12 protein-coding genes are annotated in these 16,408 nt (G+C 32.7%); 10 read left to right on the top strand and 2 right to left on the bottom strand.

The window, feature by feature from the left end; translation table 11 throughout:
* Nucleotides 1-23: 23 nt before the first annotated feature.
* Nucleotides 24-1,568: a hypothetical protein gene (locus J2W95_RS11010; protein ID WP_310006897.1), complete on the bottom strand. Its 1,545-nt coding sequence runs from the start codon at nt 1,566-1,568 to the stop codon at nt 24-26.
* A gap of 154 nt (nt 1,569-1,722) precedes the next feature.
* Here J2W95_RS11010 and J2W95_RS11005 point away from each other — a divergent pair, with 154 nt between their 5' ends.
* From J2W95_RS11005 to J2W95_RS10965, 9 genes are all read left to right on the top strand, one after another.
* Nucleotides 1,723-2,886 carry a 2-isopropylmalate synthase gene (locus J2W95_RS11005; RefSeq protein ID WP_310006895.1) on the top strand — a complete coding sequence of 388 codons (1,164 nt, stop codon included), beginning with the start codon at nt 1,723-1,725 and terminating at the stop codon, nt 2,884-2,886.
* Between the two features lie 38 nt (nt 2,887-2,924).
* Nucleotides 2,925-4,040 carry a 3-isopropylmalate dehydrogenase gene (gene leuB / locus J2W95_RS11000; RefSeq protein ID WP_310006893.1) on the top strand — a complete coding sequence of 372 codons (1,116 nt, stop codon included), beginning with the start codon at nt 2,925-2,927 and terminating at the stop codon, nt 4,038-4,040.
* A 278-nt stretch (nt 4,041-4,318) separates the two neighbouring features.
* Complete coding sequence (ilvD, locus tag J2W95_RS10995) at nt 4,319-5,992, top strand: dihydroxy-acid dehydratase (protein WP_310006891.1); 1,674 nt, start codon at nt 4,319-4,321, stop codon at nt 5,990-5,992.
* A 68-nt stretch (nt 5,993-6,060) separates the two neighbouring features.
* Nucleotides 6,061-7,749 carry a biosynthetic-type acetolactate synthase large subunit gene (gene ilvB / locus J2W95_RS10990; RefSeq protein WP_310006889.1) on the top strand — a complete coding sequence of 563 codons (1,689 nt, stop codon included), beginning with the start codon at nt 6,061-6,063 and terminating at the stop codon, nt 7,747-7,749.
* A 61-nt stretch (nt 7,750-7,810) separates the two neighbouring features.
* Nucleotides 7,811-8,332 (top strand): acetolactate synthase small subunit, encoded by a 522-nt coding sequence (gene ilvN, locus J2W95_RS10985; RefSeq protein WP_310006888.1) that lies wholly within the window; start codon nt 7,811-7,813, stop codon nt 8,330-8,332.
* Nucleotides 8,333-8,415: 83 nt separating this feature from the next.
* Nucleotides 8,416-9,885: a ketol-acid reductoisomerase gene (ilvC, locus tag J2W95_RS10980; RefSeq protein ID WP_310006886.1), complete on the top strand. Its 1,470-nt coding sequence runs from the start codon at nt 8,416-8,418 to the stop codon at nt 9,883-9,885.
* Between the two features lie 428 nt (nt 9,886-10,313).
* The gene (acs, locus tag J2W95_RS10975) at nt 10,314-12,224 is read left to right on the top strand and encodes an acetate--CoA ligase (RefSeq protein WP_310006884.1); all 1,911 of its coding nucleotides are present in this window, start codon (nt 10,314-10,316) and stop codon (nt 12,222-12,224) included.
* 410 nt (nt 12,225-12,634) lie between these two features.
* Nucleotides 12,635-13,015, top strand: coding sequence for an ankyrin repeat domain-containing protein (locus J2W95_RS10970; protein ID WP_310006882.1), 381 nt, complete (start codon nt 12,635-12,637; stop codon nt 13,013-13,015).
* Between the two features lie 90 nt (nt 13,016-13,105).
* On the top strand, nt 13,106-13,642 hold the full coding sequence (locus tag J2W95_RS10965) for a hypothetical protein (RefSeq protein WP_310006880.1): 537 nt from the start codon (nt 13,106-13,108) through the stop codon (nt 13,640-13,642).
* Between the two features lie 92 nt (nt 13,643-13,734).
* On the opposite strand, the gene J2W95_RS10960 is transcribed toward J2W95_RS10965, so the two are convergent.
* Nucleotides 13,735-14,823: a M42 family metallopeptidase gene (locus J2W95_RS10960; protein WP_310006878.1), complete on the bottom strand. Its 1,089-nt coding sequence runs from the start codon at nt 14,821-14,823 to the stop codon at nt 13,735-13,737.
* 83 nt (nt 14,824-14,906) lie between these two features.
* On the opposite strand from J2W95_RS10960, the gene J2W95_RS10955 reads away from it, so the two are divergent.
* The gene (locus J2W95_RS10955; protein WP_310006876.1) at nt 14,907-15,572 is read left to right on the top strand and encodes a DUF4294 domain-containing protein; all 666 of its coding nucleotides are present in this window, start codon (nt 14,907-14,909) and stop codon (nt 15,570-15,572) included.
* The last annotated feature ends 836 nt before the right edge of the window (nt 15,573-16,408 follow it).

Below are 16,408 nucleotides of genomic sequence, written 5' to 3'. Positions count from 1 at the left end.
TGTTTTTGGAATAAATTGTAAAGTTAACGATTAATCAATTTCGCTTTTTCCTTAATAATATCACTTATTTTTCTATTCTCAATTTTGCTTTCCAGCCAAGAAATAATGTCAAGATAAAGGAAAGCTCTTTTTTCATAAGTGTTTTTTTCCAATTCTATAAAGCGTTCTCTCATTTTTATGAACTCTTTTTTGATGTCGCTAGGATACAAATTGCTTAAATTCTTTAGAAAACGAATCATCTCTTTTTGTACCTCATGTAAATCATTCATTTTGATTAAAAACTTATAGGTGTTTTTAAGTTGATTTTCCAAATAATAATCCCTTCCTAATTCATAATGCGCAATCAAGCATAAAATCCTTGCAAAGCACATCAAGTCTTCCCTCATGGTAAGGTTTTTATTATTGATAATTTTCTCCAGATAAATGATACACTCCTGATACTTTTCATTTCCAAAATAAATACTAGCAATTTTGTAGTAGAACATCATTTCGTGATGCTCATCTAAATGTTCGCTGTGAACTTTTATTTTATTTAAAACCTCTGGAATTAAGTATTCGCTTTCCGCAAAAGTACCTTCTAGGATATGATAGTTCAATTTATTATTATACAAATAAAGAAATGACAGTGAAGCAATATTGTCGTTTACTGGAAAACGAGGATCATTGATCGTTTCTTCCAATAATTCCAAATACTTTTTGAAATTAGATTTGTATTTAAGCATAAATAATGACTCCAATAAGTAATGATTTCCTTTTAGAAAGAAAACAGGATTTAGGAAAATCATATTTCTATTATCATAAAATAAAGTCACCCATTTATAGGCGTATTTATAACAGGAAAGAAAGTCTTGTACTAAGAAACTTCTCCATAAATTGGCGTTATAAAACCAATATTTTTCTCTAAACTCAAATTTAGATTGATCTAAACGAGCGATATGTTTATTAAAATAATCGTCTATGTATTTGTATTCTTCATCACTTTTCACGTAGCCCGTTTTGAGCATAATGCCATATAATTGAAGTGATAAATTCGATAATTTACTAGAAATGGTATTGCGATAGTTTAATTCTTTGGCTTGAATAACCAATTCATCGGCTCGACCTTGAATACTTCTGGTAATGTATTGTGATTCGATTAATTTTTCAAATTCAACAATCTCAAAAGCCATGTATTTTTCATCATTTTCTATGGCTTGTTGTTTGGTTTTATCCAATATTTTCAAACTTTGCTTGTAAAGCCCTTTATTATATAGGATTGCAGCAAAATCAATTTGTTCTCTTAGTTGGTAACGAATGTTTTGACTTGGAATATTCAGGCGAATACTCACTAAAATTTGTTTGTACAAATAGGACTTTAGGTTTGATAATTGTGCTTTTTTGATCAAACCGTTCTTTAATATCAGTTTTTCGTCATATACTTCTGACTTATCCAAAATGTTAAATAATTCGATAAACTTAGTATTAGAACTCGTTTCAAGCCGACTTGCAAATATTTTAAATTGTCTTTTTTCAGATTTGGAAAGGGATTTTATTAATACAAATAAAAAATCTTTTTGATGGTTAGCCATTGTATTATAAAAGTATTTAACTAATTGATTTATAGGTTATTATGTTGTTATTTTTTACTTTATAAGTAGTATATTTATTCAAAAACAGGTTTAGTTCTAAGTAAATGAAAAGTATTTTTGTTTTAAGATGTGAAATTACATTAAATAAATTAAAATGAATAGAGAGAAAGTCCAAATTTTTGATACCACCTTAAGAGACGGTGAACAAGTCCCAGGATGCAAATTAGACACCAACCAAAAACTCGTTATAGCTAATCGCCTTGATGAAATGGGGGTTGATATAATTGAAGCTGGTTTTCCTGTTTCTAGTCCAGGTGATTTTTTATCTGTTTCTGAAATATGTAAAATTGTTAAAAATGCAACGGTTTGTGGTCTTACTAGAGCTGTAGAAAATGACATTGATGTTGCTGCAGCAGCTTTGAAACACGCTGTAAGACCTAGAATACATACAGGGATCGGAACTTCTGATTCTCATATTATTCACAAATTGCAAACTACACGTGAGGATGTAATTGCAAGAGCAAAACATGCTGTTGCACATGCTAAATCTTATGTTGAAGATGTAGAGTTTTATGCTGAAGATGCTGGTAGAACCGAAAATGCATTCTTGGCAAGAGTTTGCGAAGAAGTAATCAAATCTGGAGCTACAGTTCTTAATATACCTGATACTACTGGATATTGTTTGCCAGAAGAATATGGTGCAAAAATAAAATATCTTAAAGAAAATGTCAAAGGTATTGAGAATGTTATTCTTTCTTGTCATTGTCATAATGATTTAGGAATGGCAACTGCCAATTCAATTGCAGGAGCTGTAAATGGAGCTCGTCAAATAGAATGTACAATCAATGGAATAGGGGAGAGAGCAGGAAATACAGCTCTTGAGGAAGTGGTTATGATTTTTAAACAACATCCTTATTTGAATTTATATACCGATATTGACAGCAAACAATTGAACGAAATGAGTCGATTGGTTTCAGAAAGTATGGGAATGATAGTACAGCCAAATAAAGCAATTGTTGGTGCTAATGCTTTTGCGCATAGTTCTGGAATTCACCAGGATGGTGTGATCAAAAACAGAGCAACTTATGAAATCATGGATCCTTTGGATGTTGGCGTCAATGAGTCGTCTATTATTCTAACAGCAAGAAGTGGTAGAGCAGCTTTGGCTTACAGAGCTAAAAAAGTAGGCTACGAACTTACAAAAGTACAATTGGATATCGTTTATGTTGAGTTTTTAAAATTTGCCGATATCAAAAAAGAAGTTTTGGATGAAGATATTCATCAGATTATTGAGGCAAGTAAAATAACTGTCTATTAATTTTTTACTGGAGATAATTACTTTTAAAAATAAATAAAATGAACTTAAAAATAGCAGTACTTTCAGGTGATGGTATAGGTCCAGAGGTTATTTTGCAAGCAAAAAAAGCATTGTACGCAATTAGTGTTGCCTATAATCATGAGTTTATTTTTGAGGATGCATTAATAGGGGCTACTGCCATCGAAAAAACAAGAAATCCATTGCCGGAACAAACGCTGAATCTTTGTTTGAACACAGATGCAGTGCTGTTTGGAGCTATTGGTAATCCAAAATATGATAACAACCCAGAATCAAAAGTTCGTCCGGAACAAGGATTGTTAAAACTTAGAAAAGAATTAGGGCTTTATGCTAATATTAGACCTATAAAACCTTTCAAAAATCTTTTGGATGCTTCTCCTATAAAAAAAGAAGTTATCGAAAATGTAGATTTTGTGATTTTTAGAGAATTGACAGGAGGTTCTTATTATGGTGAGAAAGTAATTAATGATGAAGGAACTTTCGCATCAGATATATGCGAGTATTCTGAAAACGAAATTAATCGTATTACGCATCGAGCATTCAAAGCAGCGCAAGGAAGAAGAAAAAAAGTAACATTGGTGGACAAAGCCAATGTATTGGAGACTTCTAGATTGTGGAGAAAAGTTGTTAAAAATATTGCGCTTCAATATCCTGATGTAAAATTGGAATGTCAATATATTGATAATGTTGCCATGCAAATAATCACCGATCCAAAGCAATATGACGTAATCTTAACAGAAAATTTATTTGGCGATATTTTGTCAGATGAAGCATGTGCAATTATGGGATCTATTGGTTTGATGGCTTCGGCATCTGTTGGAAATAATAAAGCACTTTTTGAGCCTATTCATGGTTCTTATCCACAAGCAAAAGGTAAAAATATAGCAAATCCTATTGCCTCTATTTTATCTGCAGCTATGTTGTTGGAACACTTTGGATTAGATAAAGAAGCCAAAAAAGTATATGAAGCTGTTGAAAAAGCTATTGAATATAAAGTGGTTACAATTGATTTGAATCCAGGCTCAAGATTTGGGACTAATGATGTTGGAGATTTTATTTCAAATGTCATATTAAGTAAAGATGATTTGTATTTCAAAAACGATAATGTTCAAATTGGACAATCAACTATCGTTTAGTTAGTAAAAATCATAAAATGCTGCAGTATATCACTAAAAACTGTTAGTTTGTTGATAAAATGTTTTTTTATTGGATTTGTTTTTAATACTTTTGCAGAGTTAAAAATTAAGAAAATGAAACGCATTACCAACGTCCTTTTAGTTCTAAGTGTCATTGTGATTATCACATATGAAAAGGGATTGGTATAAATATAAGTGAAAAACATATTTAAAACCTCCCATAATTTTGGGAGGTTTTTTTTTTAGATAAAATTTAAAATACACAAATTAATAATAGAATGGAATTAAATAAATACAGCAAGATAATCACGCAAGACGAAACACAACCAGCTTCTCAAGCTATGTTCTATGGAATTGGTTTGACGGAAGAGGATCTTAAAAAAGCACAGGTAGGAATTGTGAGCATGGGTTACGACGGAAATCCTTGTAACATGCACTTAAACGACTTGGCTAAAGATATTAAAACTGGCGTCTGGAAAGAAGATTTAGTTGGATTGATTTTTAATACTATTGGTGTAAGTGATGGGATTTCAAATGGTAATGATGGAATGCGTTTTTCTTTGGTTTCTCGTGATGTGATTGCAGATTCTATTGAAACAGTTATGGGAGCACAATGGTATGATGGTCTGATTGCAGTTCCAGGTTGTGATAAAAATATGCCAGGAGCTTTAATGGCTATGGGTAGAGTGAATCGCCCTTCTATTATGGTTTATGGAGGATCTATTCACCCAGGAAAATGGAAAGGTGAAGATTTGAATATTGTTTCTGCTTTTGAAGCTTTAGGTAAAAAAATTAAGAACACGATTACGCCAGAAGATTTTAAAGGAGTAATTCAAAATGCTTGTCCAGGAGCAGGTGCTTGTGGTGGAATGTACACTGCAAATACTATGTCATCTGCAATTGAAGCATTAGGAATGAGTTTACCTTACAGTTCTTCTAATCCTGCTTTGAGCGCTGAAAAGAAACAAGAATGTGTTGATGCTGGTAAAGCAATCAAAATATTATTAGAAAAAGATATTAAGCCTAGAGATATCATGACCCGTAAAGCTTTTGAAAATGCGATTACGATGGTAGCTGTTTTGGGTGGTTCTACAAATGCAGTAATGCACTTAATTGCAATGGCTCACTCTGTAGGGATTGAATTGACATTAAAAGATTTTCAAGATATCAGTGATAAAACACCATTATTAGCCGACTTGAAACCAAGCGGTAAATACTTAATGGAAGATTTACATAATGTAGGTGGTGTTCCCGCGGTAATGAAATATTTATTAAAAGAAGGTTTGTTGCACGGTGATTGTTTGACAGTAACAGGAAAAACTATTGCAGAGAACTTAGCTTCAGTACCTGATTTACATGATGGGCAAGAAGTTATTTTTGAAATACAAAAAGCATTAAAGGCTACTGGAAATATTCAAATTCTATACGGAAACTTAGCAACAGAAGGATGTGTCGCAAAAATCAGCGGTAAAGAAGGAGAGTTTTTTGAAGGTACAGCAGTAGTTTTTGAAGGTGAAAAAGATGTAATTAGAGGAATACAAGCAGGTGAAGTGAAACCTGGAAACGTAGTGATTATTCGTTACTGTGGTCCAAAAGGTGGTCCTGGTATGTCTGAAATGTTAAAACCAACATCTGCTATTATGGGGGCTGGTTTAGGAAATTCGGTTGCTTTGATTACTGATGGACGTTTCTCTGGTGGTTCTCACGGTTTTGTCGTCGGACACGTTACTCCAGAAGCGTATGAGGGTGGTGGAATTGCATTAATAGAAAATGGAGACGTTATTACAATCGATGCAGTAAATAATACCATTAATATGAAAATTTCTGACGAAGAAATGGCTAAACGTAAAGCCAATTGGAAACGACCAGAATCACCAATTAAACAAGGAGTTTTGCTTAAATATATGCGTTCGGTCTCCAGTGCCTCTCATGGATGCGTTACCGACAAATAATTTAATAAAAACTAACAAGTCTCTAAGTCTATAATTATAAAGATTTATAGGTAAAAAATATAAATAAAATGAAAATATCAGGAGCAGAAGCCGTTATAAGATGCTTATTAGCCGAAGGAGTTGACCTAGTTTATGGTTATCCTGGAGGAGCGATAATGCCTGTATATGACGAACTATATAAATTTCAAGATCAATTGCATCACGTTTTGGTTCGTCATGAACAAGGTGCAACACATGCAGCGCAAGGATTTGCAAGAGCTACAGGAAAAGTTGGAGTTGCAATCGCTACTTCTGGACCAGGAGCTACAAATCTAGTTACAGGAATAGCCGATGCTCAAATAGATTCTACCCCAATGGTATGCATCACAGGGCAAGTTGGTAAACATTTATTAGGATCGGATGCTTTTCAGGAGACTGATATCATTGGAATATCTACTCCGGTAACAAAATGGAATTATCAAATTACCGAAGCACATGAAATTCCAGAAATTATAGCAAAAGCGTTCTTTATAGCAAGATCAGGGCGTCCAGGGCCAGTATTGATAGACATTACAAAAAATGCTCAATTTGACGAACTGGATTTTAGTTATGAAAAATGTACTAGCATTAGAAGCTACACACCAAGGCCTACTTTAAATCTTGAAAAAGTTAAAGAAGCTGCCGATTTAATAAACAATGCCAAAAAACCATATATCATTTTTGGTCAAGGAATTATCTTAAGTGAAGCCGAAGAACAATTAAAAGCATTGATTGAAAAAACAGGTATTCCTGCAGCTTGGACAATTTTGGGTCTTTCAGCTTTACCGACAGACCATCCTTTGAATGTAGGTATGTTAGGGATGCATGGTAATTACGGTCCAAACATCTTAACTAATGAGTGCGATGTATTGATTGCATTGGGAATGCGTTTTGATGATCGTGTGACAGGTAATTTAGCTACTTATGCCAAACAAGCCAAAGTAATTCACTTTGAGATTGATCCTGCTGAAGTGGATAAAAATGTAAAAACGACAGTAGCAGTATTGGCAGATGTGAAAGAAGCATTGAACGCTTTGATTCCTCTTGTTGAAAATAATTCACATGAAGCATGGCATAATGAGTTCAAAGAAAAATATAAAATTGAATTGGAATCAGTTATCAATGAAGAGTTAAACCCATCTAAGAATCACGGTATTTCTATGGGCGAAACTATAGAAATGATCAATAAACATTCAAATGGTGATGCCATTATGGTTTCGGATGTGGGGCAACACCAAATGTTTACGTGTCGTTATTCTAAATTCAATAAATCTAAAAGTAACATTACTTCAGGAGGTTTAGGAACAATGGGATTTGCTTTGCCTGCGGCGATTGGTGCAAAAATGGGAATGCCAGAAAGAGAAGTGGTTGCAATTATTGGTGATGGAGGTTTTCAAATGACGATTCAAGAATTGGGAACTATTTTTCAAACTAAGGTTCCTGTAAAAATTGTGGTATTGAACAATGAATTTTTAGGAATGGTGCGTCAATGGCAAGAACTATTTTTTGATAATAGATATGCTTCTACCAAAATGATAAACCCAAACTTTATTGCAATCGCCGAGGGATATTATATCAAATCAAAAAAAGTAACCAAACGAGAAGATTTAGATGCTGCCGTTGCCGAAATGATGGCTTCAAAAGATTCTTATTTCTTGGAAGTAATGGTTGAGAAAGAAAATAACGTATTTCCGATGATCCCAACAGGAGCTTCAGTTTCTGACATAAGATTAAATTAAAACGTTATTGTGTTAATCCTTTAAATTAATTAAAAGGTTAACCATTTAAACATAAAATAGTATGGAAAATAAAATGTTCACCATTTCTGTTTATTCAGAAAATAATGTTGGCTTACTAAATAGAATATCGGGTATATTCTTGAAACGTCACATCAATATATTGAGTCTAAATGTTTCCGAATCTGAAATTGAAAATGTTTCAAGATTTGTAATTGTTGTAAATACCACTGAAAAATGGGTGCAAAACATTGTAGGCCAGATAGAAAAACAAATTGAAGTTATCAAAGCATTTTATCACATTGATGAGGAGACTATCTTTTTGGAAAGTGCAATCTTCAAAATAGAATCTAGCTTGCTTTTTGATGAAAGACAAATTCAGAATATCATAAAAGACAGTAAATCTGAAATAGTTACGGTATCAAGAGAGTTTTTTGTGATTTCAAAATCGGGTAAACGATCAGAAATTGAAGAATTATACGCAAAGCTGAAACCTTACGGAATTATGCAATTTGTACGTTCAGGCAGAATATCGATTTCAAAAGAAAAAATGGAAATATCAACATTATTAGAAGCATTAAAATAAACCCAATCTGTAATAGTAGTAGCAATTTTTACAGATTACAATTTTCAATTATTAAATTTTACATTCATTAAATATTAAAAAAAATGGCAAATTATTTCAATTCATTACCACTTAGATTACAATTAGAACAATTAGGAGTTTGCGAATTCATGGATCAATCAGAATTTGCAAATGGAATAGAAGCATTAGCAGGAAAAAAAGTAGTTATTGTAGGTTGTGGAGCTCAAGGTTTAAATCAAGGTTTAAACATGAGAGATTCAGGTTTAGATATTTCTTATGCATTACGTGCTGACGCTATCGCTGAAAAAAGAGCTTCTTTTAAAAATGCTTCTGATAATGGATTCAAAGTGGGAACTTATGAAGAATTAATTCCAACAGCTGATTTGGTATGTAACCTTACACCAGATAAACAACACACTGCTGTAGTTACAGCAATCATGCCATTGATGAAACAAGGAGCTACTTTGGCTTATTCTCATGGTTTCAATATCGTTGAAGAAGGAATGCAAATCCGTAAAGACTTAACTGTTATTATGTGTGCTCCTAAATGTCCAGGATCTGAAGTACGTGAAGAATATAAAAGAGGTTTTGGTGTACCAACTCTTATTGCAGTTCACCCAGAAAATGACCCAAATGGAGAAGGATTAGATCAAGCGAAAGCATATGCAGTTGCAACTGGAGGTAACAAAGCGGGAGTTTTACGTTCTTCTTTCGTAGCCGAAGTAAAATCAGATTTAATGGGTGAGCAAACTATCCTTTGTGGATTATTGCAAACTGGTTCTATTTTGTGTTTTGACAAAATGGTTGAAAAAGGAATCGATTCAGCTTATGCTTCAAAATTGATTCAATACGGATGGGAAACTATCACAGAAGCTTTAAAACATGGTGGTATCACAAATATGATGGATCGTCTTTCAAACCCTGCAAAAATTGAAGCTTATGAATTGGCAGATGAATTAAAAGACATTATGCGTCCGTTGTTCCAAAAACACCAAGATGATATTATTTCTGGTGAATTCTCAAGAACTATGATGATTGATTGGGCTAATGATGATGTGAATCTATTGAAATGGAGAGCTGCTACAGGAGAAACTAACTTCGAAAAAACAGCTCCACAAGAAGCTCCAATCGCTGAACAGGAATATTTTGATAATGGAGTATTAATGATTGCAATGGTAAAAGCTGGAGTTGAATTGGCTTTTGAAACAATGACTGAAGCTGGAATTATTGAAGAGTCAGCTTACTATGAGTCATTACATGAATTGCCTTTGATTGCTAACACAATTGCAAGAAAGAAATTGTTTGAAATGAATCGTGTTATTTCGGATACTGCAGAATACGGTTGTTATTTGTTTGACCATGCTTGCAAACCATTATTGACTGAATTCATGAAAACAGTTGAAACCAATATTATTGGTAAACCGTTTTCTACTACTAATGGTGTAGATAATGCAGTACTTATTGCTGTTAATAAAAGTATTCGTCAACATCCAATTGAAGAAGTAGGAGCATGGTTGAGAGAATCTATGACAGCAATGAAAAAAATTGGATAAATAAAAATGAAGATTAGGATTGCCACACATGAGGGTGTGCTGGGATTTGCATAATATCAAATAGGTTTAAATATTTTGAATTAGTAAGCACTTATTAGACAATTGATGATATTTTATGCATTATTACATTCACTTAACTTAGAATAAACAGTAAGTTAAGTGAAGTAATTCCTAGTTGTTTTATAAAGTGATTCTTTTGATCTAAAGTGAAAAATATAATAGTTTGTTAAATATTGTTAATAAAAGGGCATTTTAGTTTTCTATTATGTCCTTTTCTTGTTTTAAATACGTAGATAAAACCAAAACGTTATTAAAAATTCATAAAATTTTGAAGAAGTGGTGGTTTTTATTATGTTTTTAAAACATTTTGTAAATTAATAGTTTTGAAAACCGAAGAGATTTAATACTTTTATAAAAAATTAAAAAAGATGAGTTATTTTAAAATTGACAGTTTAGAACAATACTTTAAACATTATAATAAATCAATACGTGAGCCTAGAAAATTCTGGGGTAAAATTGCTGAAGAAAATTTCACTTGGTATCAATACTGGGACAAAGTTGTCGATTTTAATATGGCTGATGCCGAAGTAAAATGGTTCGTTGACGCAAAAGTTAATATTACAAAGAACTGTATCGACAGACATTTAGCAAAAAAAGGTGAAAAAACAGCTATTATTTTTGAACCTAACGATCCTTCTGAAGAAGCATTACACATAAGTTATAACGAATTATATGAACGCGTTTCAAAAATGGCGAATGTCTTGAAAGAACAAGGCATTAGCAAAGGAGATCGTGTTTGTATTTATTTGCCAATGATACCTGAATTGGCTGTAGCTGTTTTGGCTTGTGCTAGAATTGGGGCTATACATTCTGTTGTTTTTGCTGGATTTTCAGCATCAGCGGTAGCTTCAAGAATAAATGATTGTGAATGTAAAATGGTTATTACTTCAGATGGAGGATACCGCGGAAATAAAACCATCGATTTAAAAGGGATAATTGATGACGCTTTAGAAAGTTGCCCGTCAGTTACTTCAGTTTTGGTTGCCAAAAGAACAAATGCAGATGTCAAAATGAAACAAGGGCGTGATCAATGGTTACAACCGCTTCTTGATAATGCATTAAACAATAGTGTTGCCGAAATTATGGATGCCGAAGATCCTTTGTTTATATTATACACTTCAGGATCTACAGGAAAACCGAAAGGGATGGTTCATACAACTGCTGGTTATATGGTTTATACAGCTTATACTTTTAAGAATGTATTCAATTACGAAGAGAATGATATCTTTTGGTGTACTGCCGATATCGGTTGGATTACAGGTCACTCTTATATCTTATACGGCCCGTTATTAAATGGAGCAACTACTGTAATTTTTGAAGGAATTCCTTCGTATCCTGATTTTAGCCGTTTTTGGGAAACAATCGAAAAACATAAAGTTACTCAATTTTATACTGCACCAACAGCCATTCGTGCTTTGGCCAAAGAGAATTTATCTTATGTTCAAAAATTTCCTTTAAAATCATTGAAAGTTATTGGTTCAGTAGGAGAACCTATTAACGAAGAAGCTTGGCACTGGTATAATGACCACGTAGGAGGGAAGCGTTGCCCAGTAGTTGATACTTGGTGGCAAACTGAAACAGGCGGAATCATGATTGCTCCATTGGCATTCATTACTCCAACAAAACCTACGTATGCTACATTGCCATTACCAGGAATTCAGCCAGTTTTAATGGATGATAAGCGCAATGAAATTGAAGGAAATCAAGTGGATGGTAGTTTATGTATCAAATTTCCATGGCCAGGTATTGCAAGAACTATCTGGGGAGATCACCAAAGATATAAGGACACTTATTTTTCTGCGTTTCCAGGTAAGTATTTTACAGGAGATGGTGCTTTACGTGACGAAGTAGGGTATTATAGAATCACAGGACGTGTAGATGATGTAGTGATTGTTTCTGGGCATAATTTAGGAACAGCACCTATTGAAGATGCCATTAATGAACATCCAGCTGTCGCTGAGTCCGCAATTGTTGGTTTCCCACATGATATAAAAGGAAATGCATTATATGGTTATGTTATCTTGAAAGAATCTGGAGAGTATAGAGATAGAGACAATTTGATTAAAGAGATTAATCAACATGTGTCTGATCACATTGGACCAATTGCTAAATTAGACAAAATTCAATTTGTAACTGGTTTACCAAAAACTAGATCTGGAAAAATTATGCGACGTATTTTACGTAAGATTGCCGAAGGTGATTATTCTAATTTTGGAGATATTACTACGTTATTAAATCCAGAAATTGTTGATGAAATTGTACAAGGGAAAATAGTATAAAGCTATTTAAACTTTAAGTTCTATAGAAACTGCTTCAAATTTTGGAGCAGTTTTTTTTTGTTTATTATATTTAAGTAAAGTATAATATCTCCTAGTTCGAGTAAAAAGTGTGATATGTTACGTCATTATGAACTAATGTTAAATTTTTATTAATTGAAGTAACATTATTATAAAAACAAAGTCTATTGAATATGAGCTTGTTATAAAATTTATTTTTATTATACTTAAGTTTAATAGTACAGATAAATTTTGCCCAACAAAAACATCTAATAAGTTAATAAAAAGTTAAAATTAAGTACTATGTGATGCACAATACCTTTTTTAAGACATATATTTGTATAGGATATTATTATATGAATCAAGTTTAATAAACCAAAAAAAAATCAATCATCAATCAAAAATCAATTATCATGAAAAAATCAATTGTTTATTTAGGAGTAGCTTTAGTAGCTTTTGCAAATGTTTCTTTAGCATCAAATGCAAATTCATTTTCAGAAATGAAGAACAAAACTGAATTCAGTGAAGCAATGTCACCTTTGAGTGTCGCTATTAGCAAAGGCGATATAGAGTCTGTAAAAAAGTTTATTGAATATGGAGCCGATGTAAATGAGAAATCAAATGGTATGAGCCCATTAATGATTGCAGCTCGCTACAACAAAACCGAAATAATTAAATTTTTGCTTTCAAAAGGAGCTCGTCTTGATGAAAAGGACGAAAATGGATTTACAGCTTTAAAATATGCTGAATTATCACATGCGAATGAAGCTGTAGAACTTTTGAAAAATATTTAGGAAAAAATAAAGGGACATTACCAAAAATGATGTCCCTTTAAAAAAACAAACAAACAAACAAACAAACAAATCAATCAAATCAAAAAAATCATGAAAAATTTAGTTTTAATTTTAGGAATTACATTAGTGTCATTAACTAATGTTTGTAATGCAACAAATACTGTTGGCAGACCAGTTAGTCCATTCAGCGAATATGTTTTAGCTAAAGACAATGAAGGGGTTTCAACCGAGAAAGGTAAAATCGTTAAACCTTCTTTAAGTAGAGATGCAGAAATTTTCAATCCAGAAACAGTTATTGCTTATAATCGTAAAAGCATTAAAGAAGTTATAGCCGAAGGAGATAAAATCATTGAGAATGTAACTTTAGATGATTTGGAATTTATTTCTTATGAAGAATCAATGAAAGAAATTATTGCTCAATCTGATTTAATTATAGAGAGTACTATTTCAAATGAAATTTATCCTCTTTATGGAGAAAGAACATTAGAAGACGAAATAGCAGAACTTGAAATGATTATTGAAAGTACTAAATGCAATGAAACAAGACCATTGAATTTTAAAAAGATAAATAGCAACACTTTGTTGATTAACACATTCAATTCTAAAGGATTTATTGGAATGAATTAAGCAAATATGTAATATGATAAGCAAAGCTTAGTAGAGTAGGGAACTATAAAAAAAAGCACCATTATAAAGAGTATAATGATGCTTTTTTGTTTTTATTTAAAATAAGAGAATGTTTCGTTATTCTCAATTTTTAATAATGTTTCATAAATTAATTTGATTACGTTTTCGACATCCTCACGGTGAACCATTTCCACTGTAGTATGCATGTATCGCAACGGAAGCGAAATCAAAGCAGAGGCTACACCGCCATTACTATAAGCAAATGCATCAGTGTCAGTGCCCGTAACTCTTGAAGAGGCCAAACGCTGAAATGGTATGTTTTTCTCTACTGCTGTATCTAGAATTAATTCTCTCAAATTATTTTGGACAGCTGGAGCATAAGTAACTACCGGTCCTTTTCCTATTTTAGTATCGCCCTCAATTTTCTTGTCAATCATTGGAGTTGTTGAGTCATGACAAACATCTGTTACAATTGCAACATTTGGTTTGATGGTTTGGGTAATCATTTCGGCACCTCTTAAGCCCACTTCCTCTTGAACGGCATTAGTGATGTATAGACCAAAAGGTAATTTAATGTTGTTTTCATGCAATAAACGGGCAACTTCGGCAATCATAAATCCTCCCATACGATTATCTATGGCACGACAAACGAATTTATTTTCGTTCATAATCATAAATTCGTCAGGATAGGTAATTACACAGCCTACATGAACCCCCATTTTCTCTACCTGTTCTTTGGTTTCACAACCCAAATCGATAAAAATATTACTGATTTTAGGATTCTCTTCTTTATCTCTGTTTCGAGTATGAATAGCTGGCCATCCAAAAACTCCTTTTACAATTCCATTTTTAGTGTGAATATTAACGCGTTTTGATGGAGCAATTTGGTGGTCAGAACCTCCATTACGAATTACATATACCATTCCATCATCTGTTATATAATTAACATACCAAGCAATTTCATCAGCATGACCTTCTATCACAACTTTGTATGGTGCTTCTGGATTAATAACTCCTACGGCAGTTCCGTAAGTATCGGTAATAAAAGTATCAACGTATGGTTTTAAATAATCCATCCATATTTTTTGACCTTCACTTTCAAAGCCAGTTGGAGATGCGTTATTTAAATATTTCTCTAAAAATGTTAACGAAGAGGCGTTCAATATTGATTCAGTACTCATATAAATTATTTTTTCGCTAAATTAGAAATTTGTCTTTATAGTTCTATATTTAATGTATAATTTTGTGTTAAAAATATTTCTTCATGAAGCTTTATAGAATCTTAGTTTTTTCTTTTTTTGTATCAATGTCAAGTTATGCGCAAGACACCAAAAATGACAATACTCAAATGGGGTATGTCCTAACAGAGGCAGATAGCATATTTGGGGATACCATAGTACTTCCTGAATTGGTGATTGAAACACATAAGATGAGTGATGAAGATAGAAAACAATTTTTGTTGTTACAAAAAAGAGTCTATGCTACTTATCCTTATGCTAGAATTGCAGCTGAAAGACTAACCTCATTGAATAAAGGTATGGGGAAGTTTACTAATAACAGGGATAAAAAGAGATATTTTAAAATAGTTGAGGATTATTTAAGTAATGAGTTTGAAGCTAGATTAAAAAAACTATCCAAAAAACAAGGTCAAATATTAGTCAAATTAATCGATAGACAAACAGGAACAACAACCTACGAATTAATAAAGAGTCTTAAAAGCGGTTGGAAAGCTTTTGTGTCAAATACAACGGCGAGTATGTTTAGTATTGACCTGAAACTAAAGTACCAGCCATTTGATGTAAATGAGGACTATTTAATAGAAACAATATTGGTTAGAGGTTTTGAATCGGGTCGTCTCCGAAAACAAGAGGCTGCAAAACCTATAGATTATGATAAGTTGGAAGAATCATGGAGTAATAAAGCAAAATAAATAAACTTTTGCATTCAGTATAAAAGAGGTAATTAATATAGTAGTTGCCTCTTTTTTTGTTTCCAAGTTAATCTCAATACTCAGGAGCTATTTCCCGCTATCTGCTGCAATCTTGTGGTCCGAACCCCGGACCACAAGGATTTCCGCTACACACGAGCGACAGCGAACTGGCGAAGCAATCGGGGCTAGGGCCTGGGTTTTTCATAAGAAAGAAAGTCAAAGATTCATACGTTATATATAGGAGTAGAAATTACAGAAGGAAATTCGCTCCTTATATATAGGAGAAGTGGTTTAGAAAGTAAAAAGCCCTAGAAATCCATTCTTATCACATTTTTTAATGCCTCGACATCTCCAAAACAAACCAAAAGGGAACAGGATCGATTAAATTATCAGAAACGGCCTATTGAAATTTCGAAATCGATAAAAAAGGTTATCTGTAAATTTCAATATATCAATACATTAAAAATTAATTGTAAAATTAAAGTAAAATAAATGAAAAAAGCCATTGTTTAAACGAATAAACGTGCTACTTTTGCACCCGCAACAACGCACAAGTTCTTTCACATACTGACAAGCAAACGAATTGAAACTGAAAATTTATTTTCAAAAAATATTCAAAAAAGCTTGTGAGAAAAGAAAAAGCTTTGTACTTTTGCACCCGCTAATCGAAAGACTAGCGTGTAAGAATAAAGAAGAACACGTTCCTAGACATATTGAATTGACAGCCGTTCTGTAGAAATACAGAACAAATAAAATAAGAGTAATAGAATCGGAAGATTTGAAATAACCACTAGACCTTCAGTCAAAAATTAATAGAGCTATTTATAGTTCAAACA

This window comes from Flavobacterium granuli, assembly GCF_031456055.1.
Taxonomy (GTDB): domain Bacteria; phylum Bacteroidota; class Bacteroidia; order Flavobacteriales; family Flavobacteriaceae; genus Flavobacterium; species Flavobacterium granuli_A.
This window is presented reverse-complemented; position numbering and strand designations above follow the sequence as displayed.